Consider the following 19,732-nt stretch of genomic DNA (forward strand, 5'->3'; position numbering starts at 1 on the left):
TGTGCAGTACAGCCCGTATAACGATCAGCTCAGCGGCGGCGTGCGCGGTGGGATCATTCGGCGTGAACCGGTGGACTCGAACGCAGCGCCGAAGCGCAGCAGGTCGTTGTCGCTGTAGGCGCGACCAGCGAAGGTCAGGCCGACCGGCATGCCGATATCCGCCATGATGCCCATGGGCACGGTCACGGTCGGCACGCCCAGGTGACGAATGGCCAGGTTGCCGTTGGCGACCCAGATACCGTTGCTCCAGGCGATGTCCGCCGACGCCGGATTGACGTCGGCGTCGGCCGGGCCCACGTCGGCGACGGTGGGGAACAGCACCGCATCCAGGCCCAGGTTGTCCATCCAGTCTTCCAGATCGATCTTGCGGGTCTTCTCCAGGCCGCGCAGGCCGTCAGGCAGGGTTTCGATCTGGTCCCAGGTCTTCAGGCCGCGCTTGGCCATGTTGACGTACTCGTCCATGCCTGCCGCCAGGTCGTCCTCGCGGTTGGGCAGGGTGCCCGGGTCGTGGGGGAAGATCTGTGGGCCGTCGACATCGGCCAGGCGGTTGAGCTTCGGGTCGCCGTTGGCGCGCAGGAAGTCATCGAAGGCCCAGCCAGACAACTCCCACAGCTCATCGTGCAGGAACTCCTTGGAAACGATACCGCGGTTGTACACGGTCGGTGCGCCAGGGCGGTCGCCCTCGCAGTTGGACACCAGCGGGAAGTCCACCTCGACCACCTCGGCACCCGCCGCCTCCAGGGCCTGGCGTGCCTGCTGCCACAGGTCGATGACGCTGGCTCGGGTGTGGATGCGCTGGCCGGTGGGGCCGCCGATACCGGGTTTTTCCGAGGTACCGGCCTCGGGGTCGGCGTTGATGTACATCTTGGGTACGCCGAAACGCTTGCCTTTGAGTGCGTTGGCATCGACTGCCAGGTCCAGGTAGGAAGCAGGGCGTACGGTCGAGGCAGCCGGGATCGGTACCCAGGGTTGCAGGCGCCACAGGTCGCCACGCTTGTCGGCATCGTCGGCCACGACCACGTCGAGGATTTCCAGCAGGTCGGCCATGGTACGGGCATAGGGCACCACGACGTCCATGGTCGGGGTCAACGGCCAGTTGCCGCGCACCGAGATCACGCCGCGCGAAGGGGTATAGGCGCACAGGCCGTTGTTCGATGCCGGGCCGCGCCCGCTGGACCAGGTTTCTTCGGCCAGGCCGAAGGCCGCGTAGCTGGCCGCGGTGGCAGTGCCGGCACCGTTGGACGAGCCAGAGGCGAACGGTGCGGTCAGGTAGGCGGCGTTGTATGGGCTTTCGGCGCGGCCGTAGACGCCACGCTGCATGCCCCCGTTGGCCATTGGCGGCATGTTGGTCTTGCCCAGGCAGATGGCCCCGGCGGCGCGCAGGCGCTCGATGGTGAAGGCGTCGCGCTGGGCGACCAGGTCCTTGAATGCCGGGCTGCCGGACGCGGCAGTCAGGCCTTTGACCAGGTAGCTGTCCTTGGCGGTGTAGGGGATGCCATCCAGCGGGCCGAGGGTCTTGCCCTGTGCCCGGCGGGCGTCGGAAGCTTCGGCCTCCTTTAACGCGTCAGGGTTGCGCACCACCACGGCGTTCAGAGCAGTGGCGGTGTCGGCTCCGTCATAGGCGTCGATGCGGGCCAGGTAGGCCTTGACCAGCTCGACCGCCGTCGTACGGCCGGCCTCGAGCGCATCGCGCAGCTCGGCAATGGAAACCTCGGTTACCTCGATCATGCTGTCACCAGTTATGCAGGTGGAAACTCGTGGCGCGAGTGTAGCAAGAAGCCCAGGCCCGGCGCAGGCATGCACCGTGGCAATGGTTATTTGCATGGCGGCAGTGTCGGCGCAGGAAAAGTGTGCGTTGGTGCATGCGGGACGGGTAGGGTGGGGCTGCAACGCAGCCCCTGTGCACTCAGCCCAGGTCCGCTGCCGAATGCCGCTCCGGTACCTGGCTGGCCTCGTCACCCCAGGTCCGGTTGACCCGGGTGCCACGTTGCACCGCCGGTCGTTGGCCGATCGACTCGGCCCAGCGCTGCACATGCCGGTACTCATGCACCGCCAGGAACTCCGCTGCGCCATACAGGTTGCCGAGCACCAGCTGGCCGTACCAGGGCCACACGGCAATATCGGCGATGCTGTACTCAGCCCCTCCCAGGTAGGTGTTTTCAGCCAGGCGGCGGTCGAGCACATCGAGCTGACGCTTGGCTTCCATGGTGAAGCGGTTGATGGCGTATTCGAACTTTTCCGGCGCGTACACATAGAAATGGCCAAAGCCGCCGCCCAGGTAGGGCGCCGACCCCATCTGCCAGAACAGCCAGTTCAGGCACTCGGTACGCGCAGCGCCGCCGCTGGGCAGGAAGGCACCGAACTTCTCGGCCAGGTACAGCAGGATCGAGCCGGACTCGAACACCCTCACCGGCGGCTCGACGCTGCGGTCGAGCAGGGCGGGGATCTTGGAGTTGGGGTTGACCTGGACGAAGCCGCTGGAAAACTGGTCGCCCTCGCCAATGCGAATCAGCCAGGCGTCATACTCGGCCCCGGCGTGCCCGAGGGCCAGCAGCTCTTCGAGCAGGATGGTCACCTTGACGCCGTTGGGCGTGGCCAGGGAGTAGAGCTGCAACGGTTGTTTGCCCACCGGTAGCGCCTTGTCGTGGGTCGGGCCGGCGACCGGGCGGTTGATGCTGGCGAATTGGCCGCCGGATGGCGCTTCGTGGGTCCAGACCTTGGGTGGAACGTAGGGCTTGCTCATGCGCGGGATCTCCTGAAGGCTCGAAGCGGTCACGTAGAACGTGGACCTGCATCTATGCCATGGGTTCGACGCGAAGGGCAAACCCTGCGTGTGCTGGCGGAGCCTGCGATGGGCCGCAAAGCGGCCCCTTGAGTCTGGAGGGGCTCGACCGTTTGAGAGCTTGGGGCTGCTTTGCAGCCCATCGCAGGCTGTCGCCAGCTCCTACCGAGATTGCGACGCTCTCAAGGCTTGCGAAATCTCTGTGGGAGCCACATGGATCAGCTCGTCAAGGCGCTCAGGCAACCGGGATCAGCGGGTCCGCCGCAGCCAACGCACTGGCTCGATCCGCGGCCGGCGGGTAGATCCACACGGAGTTGATTTGCGCCTTGAGCTGCTTCGCCTCGGCCTTGTCGGTCGGTGGCGAGACCCTGCGCTCCCACCCTTCGGTATACACCGCCCCCCAGGCGCCGAGGTCCAGGCAGGTGACGTACTTGGGCTGGCTATAGGTCATCGGCGCCACGCCGATCAGCTCGGCGGCGGCGTTGTTGCCTGCGTAGCGCCCCAAGGGAATGGCGTGCTGGCAGGACATCACCGCATGGTTGCCGACTTCGTCGCAGGCGGCGAAGGCCACGTCACCGGCCGCGTACACCGCATCGTTGCCCTTGACCTTGAGGTTGCCGTCCACATGCAGGCGGCCCTGATGGTCGCGCTCGCCGTGGATTTGCGCGGTGAGCGGGTTGGCCTTGAAGCCCACGGTCCAGATCACGGTTTTGGCGGCGATGCGCTGGCCGTTGTCCAGCACCACACCCTCGCCATCCACCGACGCGACGGTAGCGCCGCAGATCCACTCCACGCCCAATGCCTGGGAGGCCTGTTCGATCGCAGGTCGAATGCCTTCGCCCAATGCTGCGCCGACCCCCGCGCCGCGGTCGACCACCACGATACGCAGGCCTGCCTGCGGCCCAAGGATCGCCCGCAGGCGCCCGGGCAGTTCGGTGGCCGTCTCGATACCGGTGAAGCCGCCACCGGCCACCACCACGGTGTTGCGTGCGGGGCTCTCGGGCAGGGCGGCCAGCGACTTGAGGTGTTCCTCCAGGCGCACAGCCGACTCGATCTTGTCCACGTCGAAGGCATGCTCGAAGCCTGCGAGCTCAGGGCGGTTGAGCTGGCTGCCGCAGGCCATGATCAGGCGGTCGTAGCCAAGGCTCGCCTCGCGCCCGGACGGTTCGCGATAGGCCACACTGCGCGAGGCCTCGTCGATCCGGTAGGCGGTCCCCTTGACGAAGCGCACATCGACCGCATCGAACAAGGCCTGCAGTGGCGCGGCCATGTTATGGACCTCGGGCTCGTAGAAGCGCGGGCGAATATGCAGCTCGGCCTGGGGCGCGAGTACGGTGATCTGGACGTCGTCGCGGTCGTGCAGGTCGAGCTGGCGCGCCGCGCCCAGGGCGCTCCACAGACCGGCGAAGCCTGCGCCTATGATCAGGATCTGTTTCATCGTTGTGCTCCTGCGATTGCAAGGGAAGGCCTGGCGCCCATCGTCTTGGCGCCTTGGAAACAACGATGCTAAGCGCAGCAGGTGGCCGGCCCTAGGCCAAAGATCCCTGGATTTCGGCCAAGGGCACGCTACGGGCGAAGCGCGCACGGTAGTCGCGCGGCGTCACCGCCAGGTGGCGCTGGAAGGCCAGGCGCATGCGCTCCTCCGAGCCGAAGCCGCACTGGCGGGCGATCTGCTCGACCTGCTGGGCGGTGTTCTCCAGCAGGCGGCGCGCCGCCTCCAGGCGAAACACTTCGATGGCCTTGGCCGGGGTGCGGCCGGTCTTGTGCTTGTACACCCGGGTGAAGTTGCGCAGGCTCATGCGTGCCTGTTCGGCCAGGCGTTCGACGGTCAGGCGCGGGTCGCCCAGATGGTCGTTGAGCCACAGGTGCAAGGCTTCGAAGGCGCCACTGTCTTCGCCTTGAGCCTTGAGCAGTTCACTGAACTGGGCCTGGCCGCCGGGGCGCTTGAGAAACACCACCAGTTCCCGCGCCACCTGCATGGCCACCTCGCGGCCACAGTCGAGTTCCACCAGGGCCAGGGCCAGGTCGATGCCGGCGCTGACGCCTGCCGAGGTCCAGACCTTGCCCTGTTGCACGAAGATCGACTCAGCGTCCACCTCGACCTCGGGGAAGCGTCGGCGCAGGGCCTCGCACATGGCCCAGTGGGTGGCTGCGCGGCGACCGTCGAGCAACCCCGCGGCGGCCAGCAGAAAGGTGCCGCTGCACACCGAGGCGGTGCGTTGGGCGCGCGCGGCAGCCAGGCGCAGCCAGCCGACCAGTTCGGCATGTTCGGGCAGGGTACGGACGATTTCCGGCGCTCCGGGCACCACCAGGGTGTCGATCGTGCTGTGCAACAAAGGCTCCAGCAGCTCGGTGCCCACCGCCAGGCCTTCGGCGGTGGCGACCAGGCCGCCATCGAGGCTGGCGGTGTGCATGTCATAACCGGGCAGGCCCCGCTCGGCACGGGCCTTGCCTGCGGCCCAGAACACGGTTTGCGCCCCCGTGAGGTCAAGCAGGCCCATTTGCGGGTAGGCGAGAAATACCACCCGGTGAGGTCGGTCCACCGAGGGCGGCAAGGCGTCGGGCACAGGGGCGGGATGGGTCATGGTGCACATCGCAAGGGGGACGAATGTGCCCATGTTACACAGCATGAAGCGGCGAAGGCAGCTCCTCTGGAAAAACGCACAACGCTTTGATTTTGCGGGGTCTTTGTAGGAGCAGGCTTGTCCCGCGATCAAGGGCGAAGCCCTTGCCATACAACCGCGGTGGCAGGGCCGGCCCATCGCCACGCAAGGCCGCTCCCACAGAAGGCGGAGCGGCCTTGCGTGGCGATGGGCTGCGAAGCAGCCCCACCAGGGTCAGTTATCGGTCAGCGGCTGGTCCTGGGAAAGCAAGGCCTTGGCAAGTTCCTCGTCGCTGACCTGCAGGCCTGGATTGGCCTTGCGGGCCTGTTCCAGTGCCGACTCTACATAGGCACCCCGGATGGCACCACCGCTGGCAATGAAGGCAGACAGCTCATCCCGTGCGGGAATGATCCGTTTGTCGTCCTTGAAGGTTGAGTACAGCGAGGCGGAGATCCCCGCCGACGTGGCGACATCACCCGCATCCACACGGGCCAGGGCTGCGCTTGCAGGCAGCAGGAGCAACAGCGAAGGGACGAGCAGTAAGTGGCGCATGGCGAGACCTCCAGGTGAAGCCCAAGGGATTTACCGCATGTTGTTAAGAGCGGCGAAGGTGTCTGGGAGTTCCGTGGGCCGACTGCAGCCGCCTCCGCCGCACCGCCGGTGGCCACGCCAATCCAACGACCGGGACGGATCATGGAAGGGGTTGTCCAGGCTTGCGCGGCTTGTCTAGCTCGTAGCCCTGCGAGTTCATCGCCCGGGCGTACCTGCATAAGATTTTTCGTATCGATAACCCTCACCAATGCGGCATCACCCTGCACCTGGGTGGCGCTGATCATCCTGGGTGCCAACACCCGATGCTTCTTCCATTTCCTCACCTTCCCAGGGCAACCGGGAGGGCCGACACGGAGTCAGATCATGTCCGATACACCTGCCGCTCCCTTAGGGACGAGCCGCGAACCCCTGTTCACCCCACCCGCGCTGCCCAAGGGGGGCGGTACCGTTTCCGCTGGTGGCGGGATGTTGTCCGTCGGCAACGCCGATGGTGCGGCGGGTTGGTCCCTGCCGTTGCCACTGCCTGTTGGGCGTGAACTGTCACCGCAGCTGACGCTGGGCTACAGCTCCAGCGGGGGCAACGATGCCTTTGGCGCTGGCTGGAGTTGCTCGCCACCCGCCGTGTTCCGCATGAGCCGTTTCGGTATCCCTCGTTACAACGAAGACGACCGCCTGGCAGGGCCGGACGGCGAAGAAATCCTGCGCGCCAAGGGCGCGCCGCGGGTTGAGGCGACCCTGCCGTTTTCTGCTGAAGCGGCGCCACACATCGTGACCAACTGGGTATCGCGCAGCGGCGGACGGGATGAACGCCTGGAGCATTGGCGCGCGCAGGAGGCGCCCGAGTCCCCGGGCTTCTGGCTCAACTACCACGCCGATGGCAGCATCACGCTGTTCGGCTGGTCGGACAGCGCCCGCTTGAGCGACCCGGACGATCCGGCGCGGGTGGCCGGCTGGTACGCCGAGGAAACCGTGAGCGCCAAAGGCGAGCATGTGGTGTACACCTACCGCGGCGAAGATACCGTCGGCTGCGACGAAGACGAGCGAATGGCTCACCCGAAGGTCGCGAGCCAGTACCTCACGGGCGTCTATGCCATGAACGCCACGCCCGCGTCCGCGCTGCTGGTGCCGGAGCAGGCCTTTCGTGCCGACGATTTCATGCGCGTGATGCTCCTGGACTATGGCGAGCGCGGCACCGACCTGGACACGCCGCCGCCGTTTGCAAGCACGGCGCAATGGCCGGTGCGAGAGGATTGCCTTTCGTTCTGGCGTTGGGGGTTCGATAACCGGATCCGCCGCCTGTGCCACGACGTACTGCTGTGGCATCGCACACGGATGATGGCTGGCGAAAGCGACCCGACCCCCACGTTGGTTTCCCGACTGCACCTGAGCTATGAGCCGTCTGCCGTAGCGACCCTGCTGGTGGCGGCCCGGCAGGTCGCCTACGAGCCCGACGGCACGCCGTTGGCGCTGCCACCGGTGGAGTTCGAGCTGAGCCGCCCAGGGCGCGAGGCGCCGCAATGGGAGGCACTGCCGGAGCTCGATGGCTTCAGCCCGCCCCATTGGCAGATGGCCGACTTGTACGGGGAGGGGGTGCCCGGGCTGTTGTATCAGGACGGCGGCGCCTGGCGATACCGGGCACCGGAGCGCAAGGGGGAACCCACTACCGATACGGTGACCTGGGGGGAGCCGCAGGTATTGCCCTTGACCCCTTCGTTGGCCGGCGGATCGCTGACCGACCTGAACGGCGATGGCCGCCCCGAATGGCTGGTCACCCAGCCTGGGCTGCAAGGCAGCTTCACCCTGTCGCCCGACGGCCACTGGGGCAGCTTCATCGCGCTGCAGGCCATGCCCACGGAGCTGCTGCACCCCTCTGCACAACTGGCCGACCTGACCGGGGGCGGCCTGCAAGATGTGGTCATGATCGGGCCGCGGAGTGTACGCCTGTGGGCCAGCGCCGCGAGTGCGGGCTGGCGCGGGGGGCGCGAAACAGGCTATGACGGGGACACGCCGTTGCCCGTACAAGGCGGCGAGCACCGCCTGGTGGCATTCGCCGACCCGGCAGGCAGTGGCCAGCAGCATCTGCTGGAAATCACCGGCCAGGGCGTGACCTATTGGCCCTCCCTCGGCCATGGCCGGTTCGGTGAGCCGGTGCGTGTGCCGGGCTTCGCAGTGAGCGATTTCGTCGCGTCGCGCGTATTCCTGGGGGACACCAACGGTAGCGGCACCACTGACATCCTCTATGTGACACCGGACCGTATCCGTGTATTCATCAGCGAGTCCGGCAACCGCTTCGTCGAGGGGCCGTCCGTGCCAGCACCAGCAGGCGTCATCCTCGACGACACCTGCCTGCTGCAGGTGACCGACTTGCGCGGCCAGGGTACGGCCGAACTGGTGCTGACCCTGCCACATATGGCGCCGCGGACCTGGACGTATCGGTTCAACGATAGCCGGCCGTGGCTGCTCGCCGAAGTGTGCACCAACACCGGGAGCCGCACCCTGTTCCGCTACCGCAGTTCCGCCCAGGGCTGGCTGGATGAGAAGGCGGCGCTCAAGGCCCAGGGCAAACCTGCGATCAGCCGCCTGCCGTTCCCTGTGCACATCCTCAGCCGGGTCACGGCGATCGACGACATCAGCGGTTTGCGTACCGTCAGCGGCATGCGATACCTGCTGGGTATCTGGGATGGTGTCGAACGCGAGTTCCGTGGTTTTGCCCGGTTGATCCAGACCGACACCCTGAGCGATGCCCAAGGTACCAGCGTGGAACGCTCGCCGGCCGCGCAGGTACATAGCTGGTTCCTGAGCGGCATCGAGGCGTATGACGCCATCCAGGAAGGCGCTTTTGCAGGGCAAGGTTCGGCCGAAGGCGACTTTACCCTCAATCCACTGCGTATCACCCGTCTGGATGCCGGTGGCCGGGATGAGCCTGTCTCGCCTGAAGGCGAGGCGCGTCGTTGGTTGCTGCGCGCCCTGAAGGGCAGGCCGGTACGTACCGAAACCTATGGTCTCGATGGCAGCGCATTGGCCTCGCAGCCTTACAGCATCACCCGCCAGCGCTGGCAGGTGCGTATGTACGAGACCGCGGATGCCGGCAGGCCTGCGGCGCTGGTCACGCCGGTGGAAACCCTGACTTTCGCTACCGAGCGCATCGTGCAGGACCCGGTGGTCTCCCAGTCGGTCGTGCTCGAACAGGACCGTTACGGCAATGTGGTGCGTGCCGTGGAGGTGCGTTACCCGCGCAGGCCTGCGCCCACGCCGTCGCCCTATCCGGATACCCTCCCCGAAGGCCTGGAACTGGCCGCGCGCGACCCTCAGCAGCAGCACGCCTGGCTGACCTTGACGCGCAACCGGCTGCACAACCTCGACGCCGGCCATAGCCATGTGGTCGGCCTGGTGGAATCGACCCGCACGGATGTCCTGCAACTGGCGCCAAACCAGGTACCGCAGGGCGGTTTCAGCGTCGAAAGCCTGTCGTCGGCAGGGGGGCCTCTCGATGACGTGGGCAACGCCACGCTGTCGAGCCATGTCCGCACCCAGTGGTGTGACGAGGCGGGCAGCCCCAGCGTTGCACCGGTACGCCAGGCCCTGGCTGCCTATACCGAAACCGCCATGCTGGACGAAGCCTGTGTGGACGTGTTCAAGGGCCTGATGTCGGACGAGGCGTTGGCGCAGATGTTGGAAAAGGCCGGCTATCACGCCGTCGAGCTGCCTGAGGATGGCTTGCGTGTGTATACCGGCCGCCATGGCCTGGCCCGCTATCTCGGCGCCGCCGGTTTCTTTCGGCTGGCTGGCGTACGGGAAAGCGAGCTGGTGGGCGAAACGCTGATCGAGTGGACCCCCCACGCCTTGCAGGTGACGAAGGTGACCGACGCAGCCGGCCTGCAGACCACCTTGCGCTACGACTGGCGCTTCTTGACACCGACATCGCTGACCGACCCGAACGACAACGTACGGGAAGTGGTCGTCGATGCCCTGGGCCGGGTATCGCAGACGCGTTTCCATGGCACCGAGCAAGGCATCATGACCGGCTATTGCAGCGGGCGCGCTTTTGCGGTGCCGGAAACGGTCGAAGGCATGCTCGCGCTCAAGGGCGGCGATGTGCCTGTGGCGACGGCCCATCGGGTGGTGGCCGATAGCTGGATGCCGCTGGCGCGCGACCGGCAGGGCCATCCCTTGGCCTCCCGCATCGGGGAGCTTGCGCTACGACGCTTGGCAAGGGCGTACAAGCTCGGGCAGGTGGACCTGGCCGAGGGACGCGAGCCCCCGCACATCTGCAGCCTGCAGACCGATCGCTACGACGGTGACCCACAGCAGCAGGTACGCCTGAACGTCACCTACAGCGATGGCAGCGGCAACCTGTTGCAGACCGCCGTCCTGCACCCGCCAGGTGATGCCCTGGTGCGCACGCCCGAGGGCGGGCTCGAGGTGGGCACCGACGACAAGGCCGTGACCAGGCACGCTTTGGTGCGCTGGGCCGTGACTGGCAAGACCGAATACGACAACAAAGGGCAACCCGTTCGTACCTGGCTGCCGTTCTACCTCGATGACTGGCGCCCGGTCTACGACGACAGCGCCCGCAAGGGCGTCTACGCCGACACCCACCTGTATGACGCCCTGGGGCGTGTGTACAGGGTGATCACCGCGGCGGGCTGGGAGCGGCGCACGCAGTTCTACCCGTGGTTCACGGTAGCCGAGGACGAAAACGACACCGCCCATGATGTACTGCGAGAGCGAGAAGCATGATGAATGAGAACCAAGAACCCCCCTTTTTCACACCCCCATCCCTGCCCAAGGGCGGTGGCACCCTCGGCGGCAGCTCGGGAGCATTGTCGACGGGCGGGCCGGATGGTGGTGCCGGTTGGCACATTCCACTGCCCGTGTCGGCAGCGCCGGCCCGTGGCCTGGCGCCTGAACTGGCCTTGGCCTACAGCAACGGCGGTGGCAACGGTGTGTTCGGGATGGGCTGGCAGCTTTCGCTGCCGGCCATCCGGCTGCGTACGCAGCATGGCGTCCCCCGTTACGATGGCACCGACCGCCTGAACGGGCCCCGTGGCGATGAACTGCTGCGTGCCCAAGAGGCCGTGCGTACCGAAACGCGCCTTCCCTTTGCCGATGCCGCGAGCGGTACCTACACCGTTACCCGTTACCAGGACCGCTTCTCGGGGTTGAATTCGCGTATCGAATGTTGGCAGGAGGTTGGCACGGACGGCGCGGTGAGCCGCACGTTCTGGATCGACTTCACACCCGACGGCGGCCTGGCCCTGTACGGTTGGTCGGCCGATGCCAGGCTGGCCGACCCACAGGATCCCTCGCGTGTGGCCGAGTGGCGTATCGAGGAGACAGTAACGGCCCGAGGCGAGCATATTCTCTGGCGTTGGCGTCAGGAGGACAACGAGCAATGCTCGGCACAGGAGCTTGCCGACCATCCGCACGTGGCCGGCCTGTACCCCGATACCCTGTACTGGATGAACCGCACGCCGGCGCTGCATTTCCTGCGGCCTGGCATGGGCCCGGGCGATGCCTGGGAAAACGAATGGCTGGCGTTGCTGGTGTTCGACTATGGCGAGCGCGGCACATCGACGGACCAAGCGCCGCCACTGACTGCCACGACGACCTGGCCTGCCCGGGAAGATGCGCTGTCGCTGCGCCGCTACGGGTTCGAGGTCCGCACCCGCCGGCTGTGTCACGACATCCTGCTTTGGCACCGCACGGCGATGATGGCCGATGTCGCCTCCCAGGATGCGACGGCGCAGCTGGTATCGCGTCTTCACCTTGGCTATGAATCGTCCACGTTGCTCACCCAACTGTGCGCCGCCCAGACGCTGGCATACGAGGCCGATGGCACGGTGGTGTCCATGCCGCCGGTGGAGTTCGCCTTGTCCGAGCCACCTGAGGTATTGCCCGATGCAACGCACTGGCAACACCTGCCTGCGCTGGACGGCTTCAACCACCAGTCCTGGCAAATGGCCGACCTCTACGGCGAGGGTATCCCAGGGGTGCTCTACCAGGATGAGGGCGCCTGGTGGTACCGGGCGCCGGTTCGGGATGGCGAAGGCGCTGCGTCCAAGATGGAGTCTGGCTATGCCGGGCTTTTCGACACTCCCCTCGACGACCGGGTGACCTGGGCCGCGGCGACCCCCTTGCATCGGCTGCCCTTTGGCGGCAGGGCGCAATTGGCCGACCTTGAGGGCAATGGCCAACCCGAGCTGATAATGACAGTGCACGGGATGCGGGGCAGTTTCACCTTGCAACCGGATGGGCGCTGGAGCGGTTTCAAGCCTTTCGCACGTTTTCCGGCAGAGTTCGATCACCCGGCAGCGCTGCAGGCCGACCTGACCGGCAGGGGCTTGACCGACCTGGTGATGATTGGCCCTGCCAGTGTGCGCCTGTGGCCCTCCGCCGGGCCGCAGGGTTGGGAGCCTGACACGACCGTAGCCCACCCAGGCCGTTCATTGCCTCACCCGAGTGGCGATGGTACCCGTATGGTCGCGATCAGCGACATCACAGGGGGAGGGCTTTCGGACCTGGTGGAAATCACCGCCGACGGCGTCACCGCCTGGCCATCGCTTGGGCATGGCCGTTTCGGCAACCCGCTGTCGTTGCCAGGTTTTTCATTGCAGTTGCTCAGGGCCGAGGACGGCAGTGCCCTGGCCTTCGACCCTGAACGGATCTACCTCGCCGACACGGATGGCACAGGCGTTGCGGACCTGCTGGTGATCGGCCGAAAGGGTATCCATGTGTTCGCCAACCAGAGCGGTAATGCGCTGCGCTACAAAGGCGTGATCCCACCGCCTGCCGGTGTCACGCCGGATGCCACCTGGCGCTTGCAGGTGGCGGACCTGCAAGGCCTGGGGATGGGCAGCCTGGTATTGACGGTCCCGCACATGAAACCGCGCAGCTGGATGCTGAATTTCAGTGCCATGCGCCCCTGGCTGCTGACCACGGTAGTCGACAATCTCGGTGGCCGTACCGAACTGGCCTACCGGAGCTCGGCCCAGGGCTGGCTGGATGAAAAGGCCGCTTTGCAGGCGAGCGGGCAAGCTGCTGTCAGCTATCTTCCGTTTCCGGTGCACACGGTTCGCACGATCACCCAGGTCAATGAAATCACCGGGTTGACGCTGGGCAGCGAAACCCGTTACCTGGGGGGCGTATGGGATGGTCGCGAACGTGAATTCGCAGGCTTTCGCTGTGTCGTGCAGACCGATCGCAACAGCCGCAGCGAGGCCGATGCCGTGGCCCGTGCCGCTGTGGAGTCCCCCCCCGTGCGCACCTGCACCTGGTTCTATACCGGCAACGAGGCGGTCGACAGCAAGCCTTTGGAGCACGCTCGGGAAGACATCGACAAGGCCTTCAGCAAAGGCCAGATCCGTTTCACCGCCTGGCAAGACGGTTCGGACAAGCCCGAGGCGCCCGGGGCGAATGCCGAGCGGCGACGGAAACTGTATCGGGCCGTGCGTGGCCAGGTGATGCGCACGGAGGTGTACGGCGAGGACGATCACCCGGCAGCGGCGACCCCCTACAGCATCTCCCGGCAGCGCCTGCAGGTCCGCGCCTGCGACAGCCTCGGCCCGGATGGCAAGCCCGACCGCAATAACCCGGTTACCCAGGTGACAGTGCTGGAAACACTGTCGCTGGCCTGCGAACGCATCGCGGCCGATCCTCTGGTGACCCAGACCATCGTATTGCAGCAGGACGCCTATGGGGTGCCGCTCGATAGCGTGAGCATCAACTACCCACGGCAATTGACGCCCGCCCAGGTCGAGGCCGAAGAACGCGCACGTGAACGCTATCCCAAGACCCTGCCTGGCGGCGTGATCAAGGAAACCGCCGATACCCAGCAATACGATTGCTGGGTCACGCTGACCCGCAACCGTGTACACCACCTGACGGCAGGCCACGACTTTGTCGTGGGGGTCGCGCAGGACGCTCGCTCCGACCTGGTCTGGTGGGGTACCACCCACCCGGACGGTAATCCCGAGGCGCGCAAGAACCGCCCACTCCCTGAGGGAGGTTTCACCGCCGACAATCTGGCGATGGCTGATTTGTTGGCAGAGCCTGGTTCCCTGGTGTTTTCCGGCTATACGAAAACCAAATGGCGCGGGATCGCTGGCAGCGAACCATTGGACATACCCACGCGCCAGGGCCTGATCGCCTGGACCGAAACCGCCTTGTTGGATGAAACATCCCTGCAGGTACTACGGCCGACCTTCGACCAAACCTTGGCAGACCTGGTCGATGCCTGCCTGAACGATACCGGCGGCGTGATCGACCCGGCGGTATCGCGCCGCTTGCGTGAACGTGTTCAGGCGCACATGACGTCGGACGTGTTCTTTGAGCTCTTCATGGCATTCGCCGTGCATCAGGAGCAGGTTTCGGCAGGAGGTGGCAACCTGTACCAGGCGGCCTTGCAAGCCATGCAAGGGGCACTGAAAGACCAAAGCAGGGGGCGGCGAACCATCGAGGCCGACGCCCTGTGGGCCGCCTTGGGTAGCCACGTCGCTAGCGGCGGCGTCCCGCGAACCCAACTGTGTTCGGCAGTGCAGGCCTATGCTGACCAACACCCTGGCGATGATGAAGCACTGGCGGCGCTGAAACAGGCGCTCATCGACCCCGCTATCACGCCAGATCTGCTGTATTGGCAGGTAGTGTCCACCGCCCTGGCCACGGGCCAGGAGCTTCACCAAGGCCTGGCCCCCCTAAGGGACACCCTTGGCCAACCTGTGCAATCGGAAAGCCTGGCAGCCCTGCTTCAACGCGGTGGCTACAAGCCTCTGGCCGTACCGTTCGAACCGCAGGTCAAGGACGTCTGGGGCGGTTTGCAGAACATCACCGCGTACCATGACCAGTCCATGTTCTGGGTCGCCAAGGGCGTACGTGAAAGTGAACAGGTTCCCCAAGTTGCCTTGACGTATTCACCGCACTTTCTGTCGGTCGTTGGCGCGACCGATGGCTCGAGCTTCGCGTCCCAGGTGACTGCCCTGGATTGGCGCTTCCTGAGCCCTGTGCAGCTCACGGACGCCAACGGTAATACCAGCGAAGCCATCCTGGACGCACTGGGCCGTGTACGGCACACGCGCTTTCATGGCTCCGAAACCCCGGCCGGTGCGAGCGAACCGGTCAACGTTGGCTATTCGACGTCCCGTGACAAACCGTTCACGCCGCCTGCCACCGTGGAGCAGGCCCTGGCGTTGAACACGGCCAAGGGGGTACCGGTTCATGAGGCCTTCACCACCGTCAGCGACAGCTGGATGCCCCTGGCGGTCACGGCCGACGGTCAATTCACAGGGCAACGGTGCGGCAGCCTGGCCCGGGCCCGGCAGGATGCGCGCCTGCGACGGGATGCGATCACCATACCGGACGTCATGGCCGCACGTACGCCCCCTCATGTCATTCGTGTCCAGACCGATCGTTACGACGACGATCCCCAGCAGCAAGTGCGTGTGCAAGTGATCGTGCACGGCGGTGGGCAGGTACTGCAGACAGCCATGCTGAGTACACCGGGCGAAGCGTTCGTGCGCACGGCGCAGGGTACCTTGGAAACCGATATCGATGGCCAGGCCATCGTCAGGCACACGGCGACCCGCTGGGCCGTGACCGGCCGGGCCGAATACGACAACAAGGGCAATCCGGTGCGGGCGTGGCAGGCCTACTATCTCGACGATTGGCGCCTGGTCAGCGGGAGCGGTATCCATGCCGATACGCACCTCTACGACGCGTTGGGGCGCGAGTTCAAGGTCATGACGGCGGCTGGGTACGAGCGTCGGGCGCAGGCCTTCCCGTGGTTCACGGTATCGGAAGATGAAAACGACACCGCGGCAGAGGTGTTGGCGCGTCAGGCAACAGGAGAAGCACAATGAACCCAGTGAATGGAACCGTCGCTTTGCATGCAGCCACTCCGGCGGTGGCTGCGCCGTTTCGGGCCTTGGCCTTTTTACGCACCCCCTCGGCCCCCGAGGCACCGGCGCGCCTGTTGGTCAGCCGCACGGTAGTCCACCCGTTCAGCCGCACCTCGCGGCTGTTCGGTGCTCGCGCCTTGAACAATACCGCCACCGGCAATGCCGATGCGGTCACCGTTTCAGGTTTGGCCGGTCAACCCTTGTGCCTGCACACCGCCGATGGTGACGCCGCCTTCACCCTGCCCGACGTGGCTGGCCGCCCCTTGTGGTCGCGCAATGCCCAGGGCACCGTGTCCACGGCTGCCTACGAGGCGGCCAATGCCGGCGGCAGGCCATTGTCGCTGAGCGAAACAGCGTTTGGCGCGGCGGTTGGGCGTGTGCGTGAGCAGTACACGTATGCGCCGTTGGCCGCGGCGAAATGGCAAGCGCTGAACCTGGCCGGGAGCCAGGTGGAACTGCGCAACAATGCCGGCATCAGCCGGCCCTTGAGCATTTCGCTGACAGGCCAGACGCTGGCCGCCGAGCAGCGCTTGCTCAAGCCTGAGATCGAGACGCTGGACTGGGCGACGACCACGCCGGATGATACCGAAGCGCCTTTACGCATCATCGGCACCTATGACGCGACCGGCGCGCCCCTGGCGACGACCAATGCGGCCGGCGTCACCTCGATCACCGACTATGCCATCAACGGCGCGGTGGCCCAGACGCGCTTGGCGTACACGGAGCAGGGCAGTGTCAAGGAAGTCGTCACCCTGAAGGACATCCGGTACCGGGCCGACGGTGTGGTGTTGTCGCAGACAGCGGGCAATGGCGTCATCGACCGCTATGAATACGACCCCAAAACCCAGCTTCTGCGCCGGCACCTGACCGAGCGACCGAAGGGCCATCCACAGGAGCCACTGATCATCAGCGACCTGCACTACCGCTATGACCCGGTGGGCAACATCATCAGCCTGGAAGACCAGGGCGCCGACCCCACATGGCACGCCAACCGACAGGCCACCGGGCTGCGCGAATACACCTACGACACCCTCTATCGCCTGGCCAGCGCCACGGGCCGGGAGCGCACGCTGGTGGCCCGTTACTACGGCGCGGAGGCCTCGTCGGGCAGCGTCTGGGCACCTTATAGCGAGCAGTACACCTATGACGACGGCAACAACCTGACAACGATCCACCATATCGGCGGTGCCGGTAACCGCACCCGGGAGCTACAGGTTTCCGAGGGCAGCAACCGGGCGGTGGTGAAGGGCCACAGCCTGACACCGGAAACCGGCTTCCTGGCGGGAGGCCTGCAAAAGCAGCTGGCCGACGGCAGGGTGTTGCAGTGGCTGGCCGATAACCAGCTCGGCAAGGTCACCGCTGTCAGCCGCGTGGATGGCGATGACGACAGCGAGCGCTACCACTACGCCGACGGCGGCACCCGCACCCGCAAGGTCCATACGGTGCAGGTCAGCACGGCCATGCAGACCACGATCACGACCTATGCCGGTGGTTGCGAGGTGCGCCAGCGATGGCTGGCAGGCAAGAGCGATCCGCAGAAACACATCGTCATCACCGAGGGGAGCGACGTTCGTGTGGTGGAGGACCGGCTCGCGGGCACCGTTCGGCTGCGCTATCGCTTCGCTGATCATCTGGGCAGCGTCGGCGGTGAGATGGACGCTCAAGGGCGGGTCCTTGCGCGTGAAGAGTACGCCCCTTATGGCGGTACCATGGGGTGCGACGAGGCTGCCGAGGAAGCGAGCAACTTGACCCAGCGGGCATTGCGTTATTCCAACAAGGAGCGGGATGCGACCGGGCTGTATTACTACGGCTGGCGCTATTACCAGGCGGAGTCGGGTCGCTGGTTGAGTGCCGACCCGGGTGGGCTGATTGACGGGATCAACCTATATGGATTTAGCCGTAATAACCCTGTCAATCTCATTGATACAGATGGACGGGGATGCACTTCCAGCAAGGCACAGCGGATTCAGGAGCAACGGGACCGTGCCGCGGAGCAGGAAGAGATAGAGCGATACCACGATGAAGTCACCAGAACAATCGCTAGCGATATGACGGAACGGATGACCGCCATGCGATCAACAGTAGGCGAGGGGTGGTCGCACCAATGGAAGCCAGGACACAGTGAGGCTTCTTTCAAGGATGAAGTTATCCAACTATTGGTGGGCTCTGGAGAAACGCCTGAGCAGGCGGAGCGTCTACAGCGTCGAGGGTTTGCACTTGGTCGGAGGGAGGCACAAAACAAGGCCGCCTCGAAGGCACTATTCTCAAAGGCTTCGCGAAGTACTTCACGCCACCCAGAGCCAAGCCGCTCAGGGGGTAGTTCGAATGCGATCACACTCGCGTGGGCTCACGATTATCAAAATATACAGAAGGGTGGGTCGGAAACGCTTTATACCCTCGACCTGAAGAACAGACTCAAAGAGATGAACACGGATCCTAATCTCACTCGAGACAGGGATAAGTGGAAAAATACTGAGGCGGGCAAGCGAGCATTGGCGAAAGTTGATTCTCTGGCTGGAAAAACATATGCGCAACTGTCCGGAGAATTGAATGATTGGGTCAAAAATAATTCTAGTATGAATGAGGGGGTGCTTTATCGGGGGGTGGATGCAGAGGAGTATACTCGCTGGATAAAGGCAGGCGTGGATGAAATATATAAGCCCGGGCGGTTTATGGCGAGTTCCAAAGTTGAGAAGGAAGCGGAAAAGTTTGGAAAACACGGAGGGATGATCCATATCGAACGGGGCTGTGGGGCAGATATTCCTAACTGGTTCGGGAATAGTGATGAGCAAGAAGTGCTTTTCAGACGCGAGGCCAAGTTTAAAATCCTGAGCATTGACCGCTCGAAGAAAATAATGAAAATAGCTCATGTTCGATAACATCCTAAGTGCAGGTTGGCCTCACCTCGCCAGCACGAGGCTCAATACCACCGGCAGCGTCACCGCTGCAGCGACGGTCTGCAAGGCGATGATGGTGGCCATCAGCGGGGCGTTGCCGCCCATCTGACGGGCCATCACATAGGATGACGAGGCGGTCGGCAGGGCCTGGAACATGACCGCTACCACCGCGGCCTGGCCGCTCAGCCCGAGCAGGCGGCACAGGCCCCAGGTGGTCAGCGGCATCACCAGGAACTTGAAGGCCGAGGCGGCCAGCACCGGGCGTACCTGATGGCCCAGCCGCGCCCCGCCCAGGGCGGCGCCTACACACAAGAGCCCCAAGGGCAGGGCGGCCTGGCCCAGGGCCTTCACGGTGGGCGCTATGCCCGCTGGCAGGCCCAAGCCGGTCACGCGCAGCAACAGCCCGCCGGCGCAGCCGATGATCAAGGGGTTGGCAAAGATCGCTCGCAATACCGTCAGTGGCGAACTGTGACGCGCACTGAAGCGGGCGAACACCAGCACGCAGAGCAAATTGACCAACGGCACGATCGCGGCATTGGCCACCGCCGCCAGGGCGATGCCCGCGCTGCCGTAGATACCTGCGGCAAGCGTGGCACCGATGTAGTTGTTGAAACGCACACCGCCTTGGAACACCGAGGTGAAGTCGGCACCGTCATGGTTCGCCGCGCCCTGGTAGAACACCAGCAACACGCCGCCCAGCAAGGTCGAGAGCATCAACACCCCGACCATGCCCCAGATCGGCACGCCCTCGAGGTTGGCAGTGGCCAGGCCGTGGAGGAACAGCGAAGGCAGCAGGACGTAGTAGCTCAGGCGTTCGGCGCCGGGCCAGAAGGTTTCGGCAAGAAAGCCACGCACCCGTAGCAGGGTGCCCAAGGCGATCAGCAGGATGATGGGGAGCAGGGTGGTGAGCAGCAGATGGAGCATTGGGGCGGTCCGTCGTCGGGTACCGACATAGCCTAGCTGCAGCAGTCAGCAGAAAAAATCGTTGTTTTCTGCAGTGACTGT

The 19,732-nt window shown here is 65.1% G+C and carries 9 protein-coding genes; 3 read left to right on the forward strand and 6 right to left on the reverse strand.

Annotation, left to right across the window (positions count from 1 at the left end; translation table 11 throughout):
- Window positions 1–24: 24 nt before the first annotated feature.
- The 5 genes from K8374_RS10535 to K8374_RS10555 all read right to left on the reverse strand — a co-directional run bounded on the left by K8374_RS10535 (window position 25) and on the right by K8374_RS10555 (window position 5,937).
- Window positions 25–1,728 carry an amidase gene (locus tag K8374_RS10535; protein ID WP_224458975.1) on the reverse strand — a complete coding sequence of 568 codons (1,704 nt, stop codon included), beginning with the start codon at window positions 1,726–1,728 and terminating at the stop codon, window positions 25–27.
- A 178-nt stretch (window positions 1,729–1,906) separates the two neighbouring features.
- Window positions 1,907–2,743: a glutathione-dependent disulfide-bond oxidoreductase gene (gene yghU, locus K8374_RS10540; protein ID WP_224458976.1), complete on the reverse strand. Its 837-nt coding sequence runs from the start codon at window positions 2,741–2,743 to the stop codon at window positions 1,907–1,909.
- A gap of 274 nt (window positions 2,744–3,017) precedes the next feature.
- Window positions 3,018–4,220 carry an NAD(P)/FAD-dependent oxidoreductase gene (locus K8374_RS10545; protein ID WP_224458977.1) on the reverse strand — a complete coding sequence of 401 codons (1,203 nt, stop codon included), beginning with the start codon at window positions 4,218–4,220 and terminating at the stop codon, window positions 3,018–3,020.
- A gap of 91 nt (window positions 4,221–4,311) precedes the next feature.
- A complete protein-coding gene (locus K8374_RS10550) occupies window positions 4,312–5,367 on the reverse strand; it encodes a GlxA family transcriptional regulator (protein ID WP_224458978.1) in 1,056 nt (351 codons plus the stop codon).
- A gap of 252 nt (window positions 5,368–5,619) precedes the next feature.
- Window positions 5,620–5,937, reverse strand: coding sequence for a DUF2388 domain-containing protein (locus K8374_RS10555; RefSeq protein ID WP_224458979.1), 318 nt, complete (start codon window positions 5,935–5,937; stop codon window positions 5,620–5,622).
- Between the two features lie 363 nt (window positions 5,938–6,300).
- Here K8374_RS10555 and K8374_RS10560 point away from each other — a divergent pair, with 363 nt between their 5' ends.
- Genes K8374_RS10560 through K8374_RS10570 form a run of 3 tightly spaced genes read left to right on the forward strand, consistent with a single transcriptional unit; the run spans window position 6,301 to window position 18,709 of the window.
- Window positions 6,301–10,677: a SpvB/TcaC N-terminal domain-containing protein gene (locus K8374_RS10560; protein WP_224458980.1), complete on the forward strand. Its 4,377-nt coding sequence runs from the start codon at window positions 6,301–6,303 to the stop codon at window positions 10,675–10,677.
- Entirely contained in the window at window positions 10,677–15,791 is a 5,115-nt protein-coding gene (locus K8374_RS10565) for a SpvB/TcaC N-terminal domain-containing protein (protein ID WP_224458981.1), read from the forward strand. Before K8374_RS10560 ends, K8374_RS10565 begins: the two co-directional genes overlap by 1 nt.
- Complete coding sequence (locus K8374_RS10570; RefSeq protein ID WP_224458982.1) at window positions 15,788–18,709, forward strand: RHS repeat-associated core domain-containing protein; 2,922 nt, start codon at window positions 15,788–15,790, stop codon at window positions 18,707–18,709. Before K8374_RS10565 ends, K8374_RS10570 begins: the two co-directional genes overlap by 4 nt.
- Window positions 18,710–18,730: 21 nt before the next feature.
- On the opposite strand, the gene K8374_RS10575 is transcribed toward K8374_RS10570, so the two are convergent.
- Complete coding sequence (locus K8374_RS10575) at window positions 18,731–19,651, reverse strand: AEC family transporter (RefSeq protein WP_224458983.1); 921 nt, start codon at window positions 19,649–19,651, stop codon at window positions 18,731–18,733.
- Between the last annotated feature and the right edge of the window lie 81 nt (window positions 19,652–19,732).

The organism is Pseudomonas sp. p1(2021b), assembly GCF_020151015.1.
Lineage (GTDB): Bacteria > Pseudomonadota > Gammaproteobacteria > Pseudomonadales > Pseudomonadaceae > Aquipseudomonas > Aquipseudomonas putida_K.